The sequence below is a fragment of the Cytobacillus sp. EB106-05-05-XG126 genome, from assembly GCF_058791715.1.
Map to the genome: position 1 here is coordinate 26,515 of NZ_JBYTDU010000012.1, position 18,119 is coordinate 44,633.

Below are 18,119 nucleotides of genomic sequence, written 5' to 3' on the forward strand. Positions count from 1 at the left end.
ACGAGCGCTTTCTCCCCCTTTTGTGTCTGAAGTTGGCCCAGGTTCGGACTCTACGAGCGCTTTCTCCCCCTTTTGTGGCTGAAGTTGACCCAGGTTCGGACTCTACGGTTGCTTTCTCCCCCTTTTGTGTCTGAAGTTGACCCAGGTTCGGACTCTACGAGCGCTTTCTCCCCCTTTTGTGTCTGAAGTTGGCCCAGGTTCGGACTCTACGAGCGCTTTCTCCCCCTTTTGTGCCTGAAGTTGACCCAGGTTCGGACTCTACCAGCGCTTTCTCCCCCTTTTGTGGCTGAAGTTGACCCAGGTTCGGACTCAAATTCCAGGTTTCCCGCCTGCTCTGTCTGAAGTTGAGCCGTGTTCGGACTCTATATCCACTTTTCCCGCTCCCACTGTCCGAAGCTGACTGTGAACCCGCCACAAAAAAGAAAAACCCTGCTCTGCAGCAGGGCTTAACCAAAGATTTTTTCCCATATTTCTACTAAAAAGAATTTTACTTCTACTGGTTCTTCATCTTCCTCCGTGTAAACAGGAGGGGTTTCTTTTTCGGAGTCTGTGTCAGCCGCGATTTCTTCTGCTTGTACTACTCCCTTCTTTTCTCCTTCTTCAAATCCTTCGCTTACCGCTACACCGTTTGAGAAGTCAAGGAAGCATAGAGGAGGGAATAGCACGCACCACCAGTTGGCGCCTTTTCCTTCACCAAGAGTGATAAGGATCGCTTCATACTCGCCTGCAGGATATAAGAATTGTCCGTATAATTTCGTCGGGAAACTGACTTTTCCAAAGTCGGCATTTACACTTTGGTTCGATCCTTCTTCAGCTGCTACTTGTTCGGCAATCTTCTGAATCTCAGGCAATCTGGACTGGATCAGTTCGCGGGCATCTTCTATTGAAGTCAGCTCTGCCACCCACTCTGTGATTTCTGCATTTACTGCGTCCCTTACTTTTCTTTTAACCGCCTGGTCCTCTTCATTATCGCTATTGGCCAGAATGCGCAGCCTGATAGCCTCATTTGGTATGACCATCGGTTCATCTGCTGTCACTTCTGTCTGTGGTATATATAAACTTAATATAGTTCCTAAGGATAAAATCAGTACATATAATTTCACAATCGTTTTTGTGTTCATCATTTCCGCCACCATCCCTTCACTATCCACAGTGTGGACAGGATGGCAGATTCTTAAACTATTAAAATTAATATTTTTCTAGTTTCTATTATTCGACAAAATTCGGGTGGTGCCTGTCACCCAATTTCCGCAAAAACCATCCGGTCTTTGCCGTTTATATCGTAGATGGTTTCGATATTGGCCTGTGGAAAAGTCTTTTGCAGTAGTGCAGAAACTGCTGCACTTTGGCCGGCTCCTACCTCGAAGCCGATGAGGGCACGGTCTTTGATGACAGCTGGCAGCTCTGCCATAAAGCGCTTGTATAGATCCAGTCCCTCTTCCCCTGCAAAAAGGGCACGATGCGGCTCGTGCTTGGTGACTACATCTGACATCCACTCGATATCCTTTTCCGGTATATACGGAGGGTTTGATAGAATGATATCAAATTTCTTTCCTTTTGAGATGAGGGGCTGGAGAAGGTCTCCCTGGAAAAATTTGATTTCTGCGCCATTCTGTTCTGCATTTTTTTGAGCAAGCTCAAGAGTCGGCCCATAGATATCTGTGGCCGTGACAGTTAATTCCGGTTTCTCGAGCTTCATCGTAACAGCAATCGCTCCGCTTCCGGTGCCGATGTCCGCCATCTCAAGCCCAGTTGCGGTGCCAAACAGCTTGTTTATCTTCTGCAGAGCGTTATAAACCAGTTCTTCTGTTTCCGGCCTTGGGATAAGCACATCTTCATTCACCTGGAAGGTGCGCCCGTAGAATTCCTCAGAGCCGATGATATACTGCACAGGCTGGCCCGCTGCATGTGCCTGCACAGCTCTCTGGAATTCAGCGAGGACCTCCGGATGCAATTCTTCGCGCAGATTAGCCAGAAAGCTGGCCCTGCTCATTTTCATAAAATGCTGCAATAGCAGCTCACCGGCATTCTCATCACGATTTGACTTCCTTAAAAAAGAAGAAGCCCAATTGAGGGCTTCATATACTTTCATCGCTGAATTACTCATTGGATGCACTGTCCAGCTTGGCAGATTGCTCTTCCACGATCAGCGCATCAATAACCTCATCAAGCTTTCCTTGAAGGATCTGATCAAGCTTTTGGATCGTTAAGCCGATGCGGTGATCGGTTACACGGTTTTGCGGGAAGTTGTACGTACGGATACGCTCAGAGCGGTCTCCGGTACCAACTGCTGATTTACGCTGCTGGTCATATTCAGCCTGTGCTTCCTGCTGGAACTTATCATAAACACGGGCACGAAGAACCTTCATCGCTTTTTCTTTATTTTTGATCTGTGACTTTTCATCCTGGCAGGATACAACCGTACCTGTCGGCAAGTGAGTCAAACGAACAGCCGACATTGTCGTGTTAACACTCTGTCCGCCCGGTCCGCTTGAAGCAAATGTATCCACACGGATATCTTTCTCATGAATGTCGATTTCCACTTCTTCTGCTTCCGGAAGAACCGCAACCGTTGCCGTAGAAGTGTGGATGCGCCCGCCAGATTCAGTCTCCGGTACACGCTGAACACGGTGTGCGCCATTTTCAAACTTAAGCTTGGAATATGCGCCATTTCCGTTGATCATGAAGATGATTTCCTTATAGCCGCCTACACCCGTAGAGCTGGCTTCAATGACATCGATCTTCCAGCCCTGCGTCTCAGCAAAGCGGCTGTACATGCGATATAGGTCACCTGCAAACAAGGCAGCTTCATCACCGCCCGCAGCACCGCGGATTTCCATAATAACGTTTTTATCATCATTCGGGTCTTTTGGAATGAGGAGGATTTTCAGACGCGCTTCCAGGTCCTCTTTTCTATCTTCAAGCTCAGCCAGCTCTTCTTTTACCATTTCGCGCATTTCTGCATCCAGCTTCTCTTCAAGCATGGCACGCGCATCCTGATACTGCTCTTTCACTTCTTTATATTCGCGGTATGTGTCAACAGTTTCCTGAATACCGGACTGTTCTTTTGAATATTCCCGAAGCTTTTTTGGATCATTGACAATTTCCGGATCGCTCAAAAGCTCATTTAATCTTTCATAACGGTCCTCGACAGATTGAAGACGATCAAACACAGCCATTCACCTCAATTTTTTATCCAATAACCGCGGGGGATTTCCCGGCGGGGTATAGTTAATTTTATTTTACAGCCGTAACAGCTTAACATTCTAATTATAGTATAGCTGATAGTTACAGTCAAAACGATTCATGGCTTTCTTTTCTCCAGGAATTTTCAGAAAAATCATTGCGGGATATTGCGATATCCGATATATTGGTTTTATGAAAAATAAAAACATTACACCTATCAAACGTTTGTCCCTTAGAGATGAAGTTTACGAAACACTCAAGAAAAATATTATCCAGCTTGATTTTGAACCGGGTTCGCGCCTTCATGACAAAGAGCTTGCAGAAGACTTTGGGATCAGCCGCACTCCTGTCCGGGAAGCCTTAAAGAGGCTTGAGGATGAAGGGCTCGTTGTATCAACGCCCGGTTCCTCTACTCGTGTCACACCTCTAAATGAAGATGGTGCCAGCCACGCCTTTCCGGTGGCAGCTTCCCTGCATGCTTTAGGTGCCAGACTTGGCGTTCCCCGCTTAATGCCAAGTGATTTTGCAAGGCTTGAGGCAGCCAATAAAAATCTGGAGGCAGCCATGAAAAAACAGGATATTCTTGGTGCAGTAAAAGCAGATGAAGCCTTCCACGAGGTTTATCTTTCTGCTGCAGATAATCCCGAAATTATCTCAGCATTAAAGAGGATTATGCCCAAAATTCAGCGTCTGGAAATTGCTCAATTCGGATCTTTGAATGGGCTGAAATCTGTTGAGCAGCATAAAAAAATTATGGAAGCCAGCAGGAAAGGCCAGGAACAGCTGGCATCCAGGCTGGTGGAGGAAAATTGGCTGAGTCTTGGCGGGCTATTAACAGGGAAATGAGGTGAACTCCTATGAAGGCTATTCTTTTAGGCGTTTGCTCCGCTTTCTTCTTTGCCTTCACTTTTGTATTGAACCGGGCAATGGAAATGGATGGCGGGAGCTGGCTATGGAGTGCATCGCTCCGCTATTTTTTTATGATTCCACTGTTGGTTGCCATTGTGGCATTCAGGGGAAATTTGCGGCCATTATTTATTGAAATGAAAAAGGCCCCAGGGCCGTGGCTGCTATGGAGCTTTGTAGGCTTTGGCTTATTTTACGCACCTTTATGTTTTGCGGCAGCCTATGGACCCGGCTGGCTGATTGCCGGAACCTGGCAGATTACGATTATCTCCGGTTCCCTGCTTGCACCGTTTTTTTTCGTTGCGTTTCAAACCGGAAATGGAACGGTGAAAGTAAGAGGGAAAATTCCTTTTCGCGGAATGATGATGAGCGTGGTTATTCTTCTTGGAGTTGCGGTTATGCAGGTGGAGCACGCATCCTCCATTTCTTTGCGGGATACGCTGCTTGTCATCATTCCTTTGATTATTGCATCCTTTGCCTACCCGTTAGGCAACCGTAAAATGATGGATGTGTGTGAGAATCGGCTTGACGCCTACCAGCGTGTGCTCGGTATGACAATTGCCAGTCTTCCATTTTGGATCCTGCTTTCATTTGCCGCCCTTGCAACAAGCGGAGTGCCCAGTTTCAGTCAGGTCACTCAATCCGGTTTAGTCGCTCTCTTTTCTGGAGTTTTTGCTACAGTATTATTCTTTGCAGCAACAGACCTAGTCCGGGGCAATATGCAAAAGCTGGGAGCTGTGGAAGCAACCCAATCTCTCGAGGTTCTTTTCGCTGTACTCGGTGAAGTGGCGCTGCTGTCAAGCCCGCTGCCATCTGGAATTTCTTTAACAGGGATGGCCCTTGTCATTGTTGGTATGGCGCTGCACAGTTTTGTGTCCTCGAACAACGCTATTTTAAAAAGAAAAGCTGCGTAAAAAAATGCCCTGGTAACCAGGGCATTTTACGTGCGGTCTTCCTGAACCTTCACTTCAATATGATAACGGGGCAGAGCCTTGATCAGCATTTTGTGCAGTTGGGCTTGAGAATCTATTTTTTCCTGATGGGTCATATTGCCTCGTCGATAAGCTGTCACCCACATATCTTCTCCATTAACCCAGACAGCTCCAGGACGGAATCCTTCATGAGCAGCAATCACCTTGCGGGCCTGGTCGATATCATCCTGGTTATCCAGGCGTTTGCCGTCAAAATTGATAAAGTTCGGGTTCTGGTCACCGCTCATCGTCCGGTCCATTGTATCATTGTCCTCCGTGCGGTCCAGGTCATTATTGATAAATGAAACACCATCCCGGCTCTCATGGTCATACTCACTCTCAGTTGCCTTATTGTTGGCACAGCCAGCCGTAAATACGAGCATCAAAAGGAAAATACTCAGTTTCTTCATTTCTTACACCTCCTTTTTATAGCATGTCCGCTAGAGGGATGTTTGTGCGGCCCAAAATAAGGCAGAGCTGGGGTGTGAAGGCATTGATTTTTAATTTGGCTGAAGACATGGCGGCCATTTGTATCTGGAAGTTGATCCAGGTTCGGACTCTGACTCCTGGATTTTCGCTTTTTGTGTCTGAATTTGACCCTGGTTCGGACTCAAACTCCCGGATTTTTGCTCTTTGTGTCTGAAGTTAACCCAGGTTCGGACTCTGACTCCCGGATTTTTGCTCTTTGTGTCTGAAGTTGATCCTGGTTCGGACTCAAATTCCGGGATTTTCGCTTTTTGTGTCTGAAGTTGACCCAAGTTCGGACTCAAATTCCGGGATTTTCGCTTTTTGTGTCTGAAGTTGATCCTGGTTCGAACTCAAATTCCGGGATTTTCGCTTTTTGTGTCTGAAGTTAACTCAAGTTCGGACTCAGTCTCCCGGATTTTCGCTTTTTGTGTCTGAAGTTGACCCAGGTTCGGACTCAAATTCCGGGATTTTCGCTTTTTGTGTCTGAAGTTGACCCAAGTTCGGAATCAAACTCCCAGATTTTCGCTTTTTGTGTCTGAAGTTAACTCAAGTTCAAACTCAGTCTCCCGGATTTTACTTTTTGTGTCTGAAGATGACCCAAGTTCGGAATCACTCACGGATTTTTCGCGGATCTTCTGCTTTTCGGCTTCATGAACTCTTCATGGCAACCAATTCTACTCGGCAAAATAAAAAAACTGCCCGGAACATGCCAGGGCAGAGAGATCGTTAAGTATAAATTTATGATAAAAACTCGGTTGTCTTCTGTTTTTCTAGAACATTGGGTGATTTGGGAACTTCATGGTGATGGCGGCAACGCGGTTCATAGGCTTCTGAGGCGCCAACTAAAATAACCGGATCATCATATGAAGCTGGATTTCCATTGATCAGGCGCTGTGTGCGGCTTGCAGGTGATCCGCAGACGGCACAGACAGCTTGAAGCTTTGTTACCAATTCTGCTATCGCCATGATTGCAGGCATTTGGCCAAACGGCTCCCCGCGGAAGTCCTGGTCAAGTCCGGCAGCAATGACACGATGCCCGCTGTCAGCCAGGTGCTGAATGACTTTGACAATTTCATCATCAAAAAATTGCACTTCATCAATAGCAATCAAATCAGTTTCAGGTGTAATGTATTTAAAAATATCGGTAGACTGGGTCAGGGGTTTAGCTATGACCGAAGTTCCATTATGTGAAACGACAGCTTCATCACTATATCGGTTATCAATCTGCGGTTTAAATACAGCGATTTGCTGTTTGGCGAACTGAGCTCTGCGCACACGGCGAATCAGTTCTTCTGATTTGCCAGAGAACATGCTGCCGCAAATGACTTCCACCCATCCGTGATGATTCATAACGTACATGAACGGCCTCTCCTTCCTCGTTCTAACTAATAGAATGGCTTGTTTTGACTTTTTTTATGAAGAAAGGGGTCGAGCTGTTAAGCTTACTTGAATTCTTCATAACGGCTTATTTTGCAATAAAAAACAGGCAAGAAAGTTAACTTGCCTGTTTTTGTTGTTTATTATTTTTGTTCTGACTTAATGCCGTATTTCTTATTGAAACGGTCAACACGTCCGCCGGCTTCAGCGAATTTCTGACGTCCAGTGTAGAATGGATGGCACTCAGAGCAAGTTTCAACGCGGATCTCTTCTTGAACAGAACCGGTTTCGAACTCGTTACCGCAAGCACATTTCACCATTGCTTTTTTATAGTTAGGATGAATTCCTGATTTCATTCTTTTCATCTCCTTCCGCCCTGAATCATTCGAAACAGAGTTATATATTACGGGCAATCATGAATTGCCGTAAACTTCAAAAACACACTGTCATCATTATAACAAGTCCATACATTTTTTGCAATAAGTGAATTCCGCATCCTTTAATTTCCAGATGGAATTTTAATTACGAACGCTTAGCCTTCATTTCTTCTGCAAGGTTAGCGAAAAATTCTTCGTTTGATTTTGTCTGTCTTAGCTTGCGAAGCAGTTTTTCGGCGAAATCCGGTGAATCCGACATGGACTTGCGGATTGCCCACAGCTTGTCCAGGTGATCCTTCTGAATAAGAAGTTCCTCTTTTCGCGTGCCGGAGCGGCGGATGTCGATGGCCGGGAAGATTCTTCTTTCAGCCAGTGAACGGTCAAGGTGCAGCTCCATATTGCCCGTCCCTTTGAATTCTTCATAGATGACATCATCCATCCGTGAACCCGTGTCAACGAGTGCAGTTGCCAGAATCGTTAAACTTCCGCCCTCTTCAATGTTTCGGGCTGCACCGAAGAATCGCTTTGGACGGTGGAATGCCGCCGGGTCAATACCGCCGGACAGGGTTCTGCCGCTTGGAGGAATAACCAGGTTATAGGCTCTTGCCAGTCTTGTAATGCTGTCCATCAGAATCACAACATCACGCTTATGCTCAACAAGGCGCATAGCACGTTCAAGAACGAGCTCGGCCACTTTAATGTGGTTTTCCGGCACTTCATCAAATGTGGAGCTGACTACATCGCCTGCAACTGAACGCTCGATGTCTGTTACCTCTTCCGGGCGCTCGTCAATCAATAGCACGATCAATTCCGCTTCCGGGTGGTTGGTTGTAATGCTATTGGCTATTTCCTTTAATAGCATGGTCTTACCTGCTTTTGGAGGCGCGACAATCAGACCGCGCTGACCGAATCCAACCGGTGCAAGCAGGTCCATAATTCTTGTAGACAGCTGTCTTGTACCTGTCTCCAATTTCATATGGCGGTTTGGATAAAGTGGTGTCAGACCAGGAAAGTGAACGCGCTCTTTTGCTGATTCGGGATCATCGCCATTCACGGCTTCAACCTGCAGCAGGCCGAAATAACGCTCATTTTCTTTTGGAGGACGGACTTTACCTGAAACCTTATCTCCGTTTCTCAAATCGAAACGGCGGATCTGGGAAGCGGAAATATAAATATCCTCTGAGCTTGGTGAATAGTTGATTGGACGAAGGAAGCCGAATCCTTCTGACTGAATGATCTCCAGGACACCTTCCATGAAGAAGTAGCCCTCCTGTTCTGCTCTTGCTTTCAGGATGGCAAAAATTAATTCTTTTTTCGATAACTTGCTGTAATAAGAAACTTTATATTCACGGGCAAGTTCATAAAGCTCTTTAAGCTTCATATTTTCTAAACTTGAAATGTTTAAACCCATTTTTACACCACACTTTTGAAATTTTCAATTATTTCCTCCATATGCAGCTGTTCAAATTATTGGACTTTATATGAAAGGAAAGGGAAAGATACTTTGAGGCACTGAAAATAGCTGAAGATTCTATCATTATGTTCTTAATTAAAGGTTTCGAGGAATGGAACGGTTTGCTGTCCGTTTTCGGTTAAAATTTTGAGGTATCCTATTCCATGAAAAACAATCTCTATTTTACCCCTTAATATGAAAATTAATCAATAACAAAATTTGATATGGAAAATATAGCAGGAAGGAAATGAAAATGAGCAGGCTGGCGCAATGCAGCCAGCACTCATTTTCTATCTGTTTATTTAAAGTGAAACTTCAATCAGTGGGAGTGCTTTTCCCCCACTGATTGTTAGTCGCGTTCTAGTGTCGCTAAGATCTCCGCTAGCGCTTCGATCAATCGACACTACGAACCCGATTGGTTCAACTAAGCCTCTGCCTGCGCGTCGGCAAGTTTCACTGTATCTCACCAATCGGGCCTTTACGGGCAGTTTGACCTCACTTATCCTCCTTTGATTCCTCTGAGTCTTGAAGGGGGGTCTTACTGCCCGTTAGACTGCGATATATTTATTTAATAACAAGATTAGGCTTTTTCTTCAAACTATGGCGCCCTTCGACAAAGCGGACCGTTCCTGATTTGGCACGCATAACAATTGAATGGGTTGAACCATATGAGCCTTTAAACTGTACGCCTTTCAAAAGCTCACCATCTGTTACGCCTGTTGCAGCAAAAATCGCGTCATCGCCTTTTACCAGGTCTTCCATTAGAAGGACTTTATTAATATCAAGGCCCATCTTCAAGCAGCGCTCAGCCTCTGCGTCATTTTGCGGAAGAAGTTTCCCCTGAATTTCCCCGCCAAGGCACTTTAGGGCAACAGCTGCCAGCACGCCTTCTGGTGCTCCGCCGGATCCGAACAGAATATCGACACCCGTTTCATCAAAGGCAGTATTAATGGCTCCAGCCACGTCGCCATCGTTGATTAATTTAATTCTGGCACCTGCTTCGCGAAGCTGGCTGATGATGTGTTCATGGCGCTCACGGTTAAGCACTGTCGCCACAACATCCTGGATATCCTTGTTTTTGGCTTTTGCCACCGCTTTCAAATTATCCAAAACAGAAGCGTTAATATCAATTTGTCCAACCGCTTCAGGACCGACTGCAATTTTGTCCATGTACATATCCGGAGCATGCAGAAGATTTCCATGGTCAGCTACCGCAAGAACAGCTAATGCATTCCAGCCGCCGGATGCTACGATGTTAGTGCCTTCAAGCGGATCAACAGCGACATCTACACGCGGACCATAGCCTGTCCCAAGCTTTTCCCCGATATAAAGCATTGGCGCTTCATCCATTTCGCCTTCCCCGATAACGACTGTCCCCTTCATTGGCACTGTATCGAATACATCTCTCATTGCAGAAGTAGCGGCATCATCCGCTTCATCCTTTAATCCGCGGCCCATCCAGCGTGCTGATGCTAAAGCGGCACCTTCCGTTACGCGAACTAATTCCATTGACAAACTTCTTTCCATCGATTTTTCCTCCCCGGATTCTAAGGCTGGCAGCATGGCAAATGCGGACCGGATTCTTACCCCCGGCACCGCAATAGCCCGCCTTAATTTATATTTGTCTGCTGATTTTACTTTGATTTTCCCTCAAGTATTAATCAGTCAGCTGTCAACATTCAAAGGTGTTCTATTTACGCGTTCTTCATTTGTTCCATTTCTTCCTTGCTCATTTCTTCGCGCCAAATTGTGGCACCAAGTCCATTCAGCTTTTCAACCAGGTGGCTGTAGCCTCTGTCAATATGCTCTAAGCCTGTGACTTCGGTAACTCCCTCCGCCATCAAGCCGGCAATTACAAGTGCTGCGCCTGCGCGCAGATCACTCGCCTTAACTTTAGCACCCTGAAGCTGAACAGGCCCATTGATGATCGCAGAGCGCCCTTCCACTTTAATATTGGCATTCATTCTGCGCAGCTCATCAATATGCTTAAAACGGGCACTATAAATAGTATCAGTGACCATGCTTGTCCCTTCTGCTCCCGTTAACAGAGAAGTCAGCGGCTGCTGCAGGTCTGTAGGGAAGCCTGGATAGACAAGTGTTTTAATGTCCACAGCTTTCATTTTCTCAGCTGGCCCGACAAATACCTGGTCATCGTTCGTTTCAATCTGAACGCCCATTTCGCGCAGTTTTGCAATTAAGGACTCAAGATGATGAGGGATGACATTGTCAATCAGCACGCCTTCTCCGGCCGCTGCACCAACAATCATATACGTTCCCGCTTCAATCCTGTCCGGGATGATCGTATGCTGGCAGCCATGCAGATGATCCACGCCATCAATGCGGATTACATCAGTGCCGGCACCCTTGATTTTCGCGCCCATATTGGTCAAAAGCGTAGCAACATCAATGATTTCAGGCTCTTTTGCGGCATTTTCGATAATGGTTCTGCCTTTTGCCCTGACAGCGGCAAGCATGATATTGATGGTTGCTCCCACACTGACAACATCGAGATAAATACGGGCTCCGCGCAGTTCATCGGCACGAAGGTAAATGGCTCCCTGTTCATTGGTCACACGCGCGCCAAGTGCTTCAAACCCTTTTATATGCTGATCGATTGGTCTTGGCCCGAGGTGGCATCCTCCTGGAAGTCCAATAACCGCTTTTTTAAATCGGCCGAGCATCGCTCCCATTAAATAATAGGAAGCACGCAGTTTTTTTACTTTTCCGTTCGGCAAAGGCATGGAAATCATGGAAGAGGGATCAACTGTCATATCATTTTCAGAGAATTCGACAGTGCCCCCTATTTCTTCAAGCAAATCTTTTAGAATTTGTACATCCGAAATATCCGGCAAACCTTCAATTGTTACAGGCGATTCCGCTAAAATGGTAGCTGGAATCAATGCGACGGCACTATTCTTCGCCCCGCTGATCCGGACAGTGCCTTTTAAAGGATATCCACCTGCAATCATTAGCTTTTCCATTTGTAACTCCCTTCTAAGCCGTTGTTAAACACATATGCTGGAATTTGACTTCAATATTTAAAAAATTGATAGCCCTTACAGCAAAAGCTACACACTACTTTTCTAACCAAATTTGGCAGGAAATAGCCATAGCTTCTATAAGAAACCCAATAGGCTTGTCTTTTTTTAATATCGGAAAAATATAGTCTTTGGGAAAATATGCACTTACATATTATCATGTATCTGCATTTTGCAACATTGCAAGTTGCAAAAGGAACAATTTTCCATATGTTTTTTACAGAATCCGACATTATCTTTATCTTATAGTTTACACGAAAAATCAAATCTCATGTATTGTATTCAAAAAAAGTTAAAATTAAGAAAGAAGCACTAAAAACCGGGGTACAAGTAATGGGGCTGGCATTGATTCGATTCAGCACCGAAACAAAGCCAGTTTCCTAAAGTTATTTTTCCGAAGAAAGCTTATCTCAGTCTAACGGGCAGTAACCCCCCCACTTCAAGACTCAAAGAAATCAATGGAGGATAAGGGGGGTCAAACTGCCCGTAAAGGCCCGAAAAGAAGAACAAAGACTAATAACGCCACATCCTCCCAAAAGCTGCCGCTTTCGGTCGTGCGATGTATCGCTGCCGTAGCTTTCCTTGTCCTGTGGCAACGTCTTTGTGACCCACTTCCTGTGGGCCTCAACTAACAATCAGCAGGGAGAAAAGCACTCCCAACTGATTGAAGTTTCACTTTATCCTCTTGAGTTCCAGTCTGCGAGGAACGCTTCGATTCCCTTATCTGTCAGAGGATGGTTGAATAATTGCTGGATGACCTTATAAGGAATTGTCGCGATATGAGCTCCTCTTAATGCTGCATCCGTCACATGCTGAGGATGTCTGATGGAAGCCGCAATGATTTCTGTATCAATGTCATGAATCGCGAAGATCTCTGCAATTGTGGAGATCAGATCAAGACCGTTGTGGCCAATATCGTCCAAGCGTCCAAGGAATGGGGAAACGTATGTAGCACCTGCTCTTGCAGCAAGCAGCGCCTGGTTTGCACTGAAGATCAGCGTTACATTTGTTTTAATGCCTTCTTTTGAAAAGGCGCTTACGGCTTTCAAACCATCCGGTGTCATTGGCACCTTGATTGTGATGTTCGGTGCAATCGCTGCAAGCTCTCTTCCTTCTTTAATCATGCCTTCAGCATCAAGAGCGATAACCTCGGCACTCACTGAGCCTGGCACCAATTCCGTGATTTCACGAAGACGGTCAGGGAAGGATACATTCTTTTCCTTTGCCACCAATGATGGGTTGGTTGTTACTCCGGCAACTACCCCAAGGGCATATGCTTCTTTAATTTCGTCCATGTTCGCTGTATCGATGAAAAACTTCATATAAAATCCCACCTTATAAAATATTCTGATATCTATGTATTATTAAATAAAGCTGCGATTCTGTAAAGCCTTACATGCATATTCGCCTCAATAAATAAGGCAAACCGCTCCTAATTCCAGAAGCGGTTTCTCGTGCAGTTATTTTATTATGCTTTGTTTGAAGAACCAAATTCGCGCATTTTGCCGATTACTGTTTCTTTAATCGCTTCGCGTGCCGGTCCTAAGTATTTGCGCGGATCGTATACTTCTGTATCTGCTGCCAATACTTCACGAACGCGTTTCGCGGAAGCAATTTGGTTTTCAGTGTTTACATTGATTTTAGCAGTTCCTAAAGAAACGGATTTTTGAATATCCTTTGTCGGGATTCCAGTACCGCCATGAAGAACCAGAGGAACACCTGTAAGGTTTCCGATCTCTTCCATTTCAGCAAAGCCAAGGTTAGGCTCACCTTTGTATGGTCCATGAACAGAACCCAGTGCCGGAGCTAGGCAGTCGATGCCTGTGCGCTTAACCAGCTCTTCACATTCTTTTGCATCAGCATAAATAACGCCATCAGCAATAACATCGTCTTCCTGTCCGCCGACAGTTCCTAACTCTGCTTCTACTGAAACGCCTTTTGAATGTGCATATTCAACTACTTTTGAAGTAGTCTCCACGTTTTGTTCGAATGGATCATGGGAAGCATCGATCATAACAGATGTGAATCCGGCATCGATTGCTTCTTTACATTTATCAAAACTTGAACCGTGGTCTAAGTGGATAGCCACAGGAACGGTAATTTTATAATCTTCAAGCAGTCCTTCAACCATTTTTACAACCGTTTTAAAACCGCCCATGTAGCGTGCAGCACCTTCGGAAACACCAAGGATAACCGGTGATTTTTCTTCTTCTGCCGCCTGCAGGATCGCTTGAGTGAACTCAAGGTTGTTTAAGTTAAATTGACCTACTGCATAGCCTTCTGATTTTGCTTTATTAAGCATTTCAGTCATAGAAACTAAAGGCATTTTTCTTCCTCCTTATTGATAATCGTTTAAGTTCAACAGACTAAATACTGTTAAAGTTTTCCCCTTAACACTAACGAATATGTACCCTTAAAATAGTCCGCTAAACTGAGACGACCCTTTGGAATTCATCTGTTATCATACCAAAAAGGACTTAGAAAAGCCATTATTCCAGCGCGTTTTTATGAAATGTCATAAAGCAAACGCTATCATTTTTATCGTGTTGGAATTTCAGGTTAAAAACGGATATTTTTGGCTTATTACGAGTTAGGGACAAGCAAATATTTTTTTACTGCCGCCCTGATATCATCGATATCGAATGGCTTCGCAAAGTGAGTAAGAGCACCCAGATCCTTTGCTTCCTGAATCATATCGAGTTCACCGTAAGCCGTCATGATAATAACGCGGATATCTTTATCCACTACTCTCATTCTTTTCAAAATTTCAATCCCGTCCATTCCCGGTATTTTCATATCAAGAAGAACAAGATCAGGCGAATGCTTGGAAACAATGTCGAGAGCCTGGACTCCATTGGCAGCCTGGTATGTGTCGTACCCTTCCTTCTGCAGTACCTCATTAAGTAAAATACGGATTCCGAACTGATCATCTACGATTAAAATTTTCCCTTTCATCAAGCCACCTCTTTCTGTCGTATTAAAAGCACTTAGGTTTAAAACCATACTGAATTATGACTGCAGGTCACTTAACTATACATTCTCCTACAGCTAATTTCTCTGTGAAAGATGATTATTCCTTCTTATTTTAGCAATTACCTTTGATTATTTTACCTTTCCTTCCCTATTCTCTATAATAGAACCGCAGGAAAAGATGAAGGAGTGAACGGATTTGCTGAAGATGTTTTCTACCCAGCTGACAGGCTTATTTAAAAGACTTCAGGAAAAAGAAGAGTTTTCCATAGAGGACAGCGCCCGCCTTTTGGCCCAGGCTGCTGCCGGTGATGGGAAAATATATATTTATGGAACTAAGGAAATGGCTGCAATCGGCTATGAAGCCATGCAAAGCCAAGAGCCGCTTAGAGTTGCAGCGATTTTGGAGAAAGATTCCGAAGTCTCTGAAACAGACCGGGTCATCATCTTTTCAAGATATTCGGATGACGAAGATGCAGCCGCTCTGGCAAAATCTTTATCCGAAAAAGGGGTCCCTTTTGTGGCAGTAAGCACTTTAAGAACTGAAAATGGCGGCAGCCTGGCTGATTTTGCTGATGTTCATATAGATTTAAAGCTTGCGAAAGGCCTTCTGCCTGATGAAGAGGGCAATCGCTTCGGCTATCCGGCCTCCATGGCTGCTTTGTTTGTGTATTATGGAATTAAGTTTACAATTGATGAGATTTTGGCGGAGTTTGAATAGATTTTGCGGGTTTCACCGTGCCTCGGCTGCGCATAGGCATTCACTAGTTACGCACAAATACAGCCGGTTTGCGTGCGCATGGCCAAACAAAAGATCCCTCCGAATCCGGAGGGATCTTTCATATATTATAGTTCCTCGCTAAACTTCAATGATGCCCCGACAAATTCACGGAATAATGGCTGAGGGCGAGTTGGCCTTGAGATAAATTCAGGATGGAACTGGGAAGCGACGAACCAAGGGTGATCCTTGACTTCGATGATTTCCACCAGGCGGCCATCCGGGCTTGTACCGGAGAAGACAAAGCCTGCTTTTTCCATATCCTGGCGGTAATGGTTGTTGAACTCATAGCGATGGCGATGACGCTCATATACCACTTCATCCTGGTATGCGTCAAAGGCTTTTGTATCCTCATTCAATTTACAAGCTTGTAAACCAAGTCTTAGAGTTCCGCCTAAATCCTCAATATCCTTTTGCTCAGGCAGAAGGTCGATAATTGGATGCGGTGTTTCAGGAGCAATTTCTGCTGAGTGCGCCCCTTCAAGACCCAGTACGTTTCTTGCAAATTCAATGGAAGCCAGCTGCATGCCAAGACAGATGCCAAGGAATGGCTTTTTGTTTTCGCGCGCATATTGAATGGCAAGGATTTTCCCTTCAATGCCGCGGTCGCCAAATCCGCCCGGAACCAGGATTCCGTCCACGTCCTGAAGCAGTTCATTCACGTTCGTGCTGTCCACTTCTTCAGAATTGATCCATTTGATTTCAATATCAGAATCAAAGGCATAACCGGCATGTTTTAGGGCTTCAACAACAGAAATGTAAGCATCCTGCAATTCAACATATTTACCGACAAGGCCAATCTTGGTTTTCCTTGAAAGGTTTAGAACCTTGTCAACCAGCTGCTTCCACTCGGTCATCTCTGCTTCTCCGCAATCCAGCTTCAAATGCTTGCAGACGATTTCATCAAGCTTCTGATCTTGAAGAGATAGCGGGATAGAATATAAAGTATCCGCATCTGTTGCTTCAATAACTGCTTCTTTATCGATATCACAGAATAGGGCAATTTTGTCCTTCATATCCTGGGAAATTGGCATTTCAGTACGCAGAACAATTACGTTTGGCTGAATGCCAAGGCTTCTTAGTTCTTTAACACTGTGCTGTGTCGGCTTTGTTTTCATTTCGCCTGCTGCCTTGATGTAAGGAACCAGTGTACAGTGAATATACATTACATTATCGCGGCCGATATCACTCTTAATTTGGCGGATCGCTTCAAGGAATGGAAGTGACTCAATATCCCCTACTGTTCCGCCGATTTCTGTGATGACCACATCAGAATTCGTTTCATGGCCTGCACGGAAAACTTTATCCTTGATTTCATTTGTGATATGCGGAATTACCTGTACCGTTCCGCCGTTATAGTCGCCGCGGCGCTCTTTTCTAAGGACAGTGGAGTAAATTTTACCAGTCGTAACACTGCTGTACTTTGTCAGGTTAATATCAACAAAACGCTCATAGTGGCCTAAGTCCAGGTCAGTCTCTGCGCCGTCACCTGTTACAAACACCTCACCATGCTGGTACGGGCTCATTGTTCCCGGATCCACATTTATGTAAGGATCGAATTTCTGAATCGTAACCGTTAACCCTCTGTTTTTCAGCAGGCGGCCAAGCGATGCTGCCGTGATTCCTTTTCCCAGTGACGAAACAACTCCGCCCGTAACAAAAATATACTTAGTCATGAAAAATTCCCCCTTGATATCAGTTTGTGCATAATGATGCCGGTTTAAAAACTTGATGATAAAAATTCTATTGTTCAGCCTCCGGTTTTTCAGCGGAAGCTTATCGCAAAGGGATGGTTTAGCTCTTCTTGAAAAGGCACATGGCCTGTAAAAAAAATAAAAAGCGCTCCTCTTACTTAAGTAAGTAAGGGAGCGCTATTAGCGTCTAAACGAATCGTCCTTTTTTAAGGAGCCCAAAAAGTATTCTACAAGCCCTGAAACGAAAAGTCAAGGTTATAAATCTTCTTCGTCTTCGTCAGCGTCGAGGTCATCTTCCTCAAGCTCTTCGTCATCATCGCCAAGGTCGAATTCTTCATCTTTTTCTACGATATCTTCATCGTCTTCGAAATCATCATCATCTTCAAGATCATCGTCATCGTCCAGAAGATCATCATCGTCTTCAGTCAGGTCATCATCATCGAATCCGTCGATATCATCGTAGTCGATATCCTCTTCATCCAGTTCATCATAATCTTCAAGATCAAGATCGTCGTCGCCCTTTTTCTTCGCCTTTTTCTTCTTAGGCTTGATTACCGTTACGACTTCTTCTTCATATTGGTCAACCGGATACCATGAACGAAGACCCCAGCGGTTATCGCCCAATCCGATGAAATGGCCATCTATATTTAAATCTGTATAGAACTGTGCAATTTTTCCCTTGACTTGTTCCTCTGAAAGGTTCATAAGTTTAGCTACTTCATTCATGATGTCATTAAAGGCCATTGGTTCTTTTTTGCTTGTCAGAAGTTCATAAGCCACTTCGATTAATGACATTTCCTGCAATTCTTCTTTTGAGAACTGTTCCAAACTCAATATCAGCACTTCCTTTCCCTATGTAAACGCTCATAAACGCGCAAATAATAAACCATATAAGTTGAAT

At 44.8% G+C, this 18,119-nt stretch carries 17 protein-coding genes; 3 read left to right on the forward strand and 14 right to left on the reverse strand.

Annotation, left to right across the window (positions count from 1 at the left end; genetic code table 11):
* Nucleotides 1-446: 446 nt before the first annotated feature.
* The 3 genes from spoIIR to prfA all read right to left on the reverse strand — a co-directional run bounded on the left by spoIIR (nucleotide 447) and on the right by prfA (nucleotide 3,173).
* Nucleotides 447-1,121, reverse strand: coding sequence for a stage II sporulation protein R (gene spoIIR, locus AC3WTL_RS21015; RefSeq protein ID WP_226618822.1), 675 nt, complete (start codon nucleotides 1,119-1,121; stop codon nucleotides 447-449).
* 116 nt (nucleotides 1,122-1,237) lie between these two features.
* Nucleotides 1,238-2,092 carry a peptide chain release factor N(5)-glutamine methyltransferase gene (gene prmC / locus AC3WTL_RS21020; protein ID WP_197217558.1) on the reverse strand — a complete coding sequence of 285 codons (855 nt, stop codon included), beginning with the start codon at nucleotides 2,090-2,092 and terminating at the stop codon, nucleotides 1,238-1,240.
* Nucleotides 2,093-2,099: 7 nt separating this feature from the next.
* On the reverse strand, nucleotides 2,100-3,173 hold the full coding sequence (gene prfA, locus AC3WTL_RS21025) for a peptide chain release factor 1 (protein ID WP_035327978.1): 1,074 nt from the start codon (nucleotides 3,171-3,173) through the stop codon (nucleotides 2,100-2,102).
* 205 nt (nucleotides 3,174-3,378) lie between these two features.
* On the opposite strand from prfA, the gene AC3WTL_RS21030 reads away from it, so the two are divergent.
* Nucleotides 3,379-4,032 carry a GntR family transcriptional regulator gene (locus AC3WTL_RS21030; protein WP_197217556.1) on the forward strand — a complete coding sequence of 218 codons (654 nt, stop codon included), beginning with the start codon at nucleotides 3,379-3,381 and terminating at the stop codon, nucleotides 4,030-4,032.
* An 11-nt stretch (nucleotides 4,033-4,043) separates the two neighbouring features.
* The gene (locus AC3WTL_RS21035) at nucleotides 4,044-5,006 is read left to right on the forward strand and encodes a DMT family transporter (protein WP_492369985.1); all 963 of its coding nucleotides are present in this window, start codon (nucleotides 4,044-4,046) and stop codon (nucleotides 5,004-5,006) included.
* Nucleotides 5,007-5,032: 26 nt separating this feature from the next.
* Here the strand turns inward: AC3WTL_RS21035 and AC3WTL_RS21040 are convergent, their stop codons facing one another.
* The 9 genes from AC3WTL_RS21040 to AC3WTL_RS21080 form a co-directional block, all read right to left on the reverse strand.
* Entirely contained in the window at nucleotides 5,033-5,473 is a 441-nt protein-coding gene (locus tag AC3WTL_RS21040; RefSeq protein WP_222501958.1) for a hypothetical protein, read from the reverse strand.
* 796 nt (nucleotides 5,474-6,269) lie between these two features.
* Nucleotides 6,270-6,890 carry a thymidine kinase gene (locus AC3WTL_RS21045; protein ID WP_035327985.1) on the reverse strand — a complete coding sequence of 207 codons (621 nt, stop codon included), beginning with the start codon at nucleotides 6,888-6,890 and terminating at the stop codon, nucleotides 6,270-6,272.
* 161 nt (nucleotides 6,891-7,051) lie between these two features.
* Nucleotides 7,052-7,264, reverse strand: coding sequence for a 50S ribosomal protein L31 (rpmE, locus tag AC3WTL_RS21050; protein ID WP_009332279.1), 213 nt, complete (start codon nucleotides 7,262-7,264; stop codon nucleotides 7,052-7,054).
* 166 nt (nucleotides 7,265-7,430) lie between these two features.
* Complete coding sequence (gene rho / locus AC3WTL_RS21055) at nucleotides 7,431-8,696, reverse strand: transcription termination factor Rho (protein ID WP_009332281.1); 1,266 nt, start codon at nucleotides 8,694-8,696, stop codon at nucleotides 7,431-7,433.
* A gap of 606 nt (nucleotides 8,697-9,302) precedes the next feature.
* Nucleotides 9,303-10,265, reverse strand: a complete 963-nt coding sequence (gene glpX / locus AC3WTL_RS21060) for a class II fructose-bisphosphatase (protein WP_035327992.1) — start codon at nucleotides 10,263-10,265, stop codon at nucleotides 9,303-9,305.
* Between the two features lie 167 nt (nucleotides 10,266-10,432).
* A complete protein-coding gene (gene murA / locus AC3WTL_RS21065) occupies nucleotides 10,433-11,719 on the reverse strand; it encodes a UDP-N-acetylglucosamine 1-carboxyvinyltransferase (protein ID WP_048009438.1) in 1,287 nt (428 codons plus the stop codon).
* A gap of 734 nt (nucleotides 11,720-12,453) precedes the next feature.
* Entirely contained in the window at nucleotides 12,454-13,098 is a 645-nt protein-coding gene (fsa, locus tag AC3WTL_RS21070; RefSeq protein WP_048009439.1) for a fructose-6-phosphate aldolase, read from the reverse strand.
* Nucleotides 13,099-13,244: 146 nt separating this feature from the next.
* Nucleotides 13,245-14,102, reverse strand: coding sequence for a class II fructose-bisphosphate aldolase (locus AC3WTL_RS21075; RefSeq protein WP_048009440.1), 858 nt, complete (start codon nucleotides 14,100-14,102; stop codon nucleotides 13,245-13,247).
* A 257-nt stretch (nucleotides 14,103-14,359) separates the two neighbouring features.
* Complete coding sequence (locus tag AC3WTL_RS21080; RefSeq protein WP_172581936.1) at nucleotides 14,360-14,734, reverse strand: response regulator; 375 nt, start codon at nucleotides 14,732-14,734, stop codon at nucleotides 14,360-14,362.
* Nucleotides 14,735-14,945: 211 nt separating this feature from the next.
* On the opposite strand from AC3WTL_RS21080, the gene AC3WTL_RS21085 reads away from it, so the two are divergent.
* Complete coding sequence (locus tag AC3WTL_RS21085; RefSeq protein WP_222501473.1) at nucleotides 14,946-15,467, forward strand: DUF2529 domain-containing protein; 522 nt, start codon at nucleotides 14,946-14,948, stop codon at nucleotides 15,465-15,467.
* A gap of 125 nt (nucleotides 15,468-15,592) precedes the next feature.
* On the opposite strand, the gene pyrG is transcribed toward AC3WTL_RS21085, so the two are convergent.
* A complete protein-coding gene (gene pyrG / locus AC3WTL_RS21090; RefSeq protein ID WP_048009442.1) occupies nucleotides 15,593-17,200 on the reverse strand; it encodes a CTP synthase in 1,608 nt (535 codons plus the stop codon).
* A 273-nt stretch (nucleotides 17,201-17,473) separates the two neighbouring features.
* On the reverse strand, nucleotides 17,474-18,052 hold the full coding sequence (gene rpoE / locus AC3WTL_RS21095) for a DNA-directed RNA polymerase subunit delta (RefSeq protein ID WP_222501471.1): 579 nt from the start codon (nucleotides 18,050-18,052) through the stop codon (nucleotides 17,474-17,476).
* Nucleotides 18,053-18,119 lie beyond the last annotated feature (67 nt).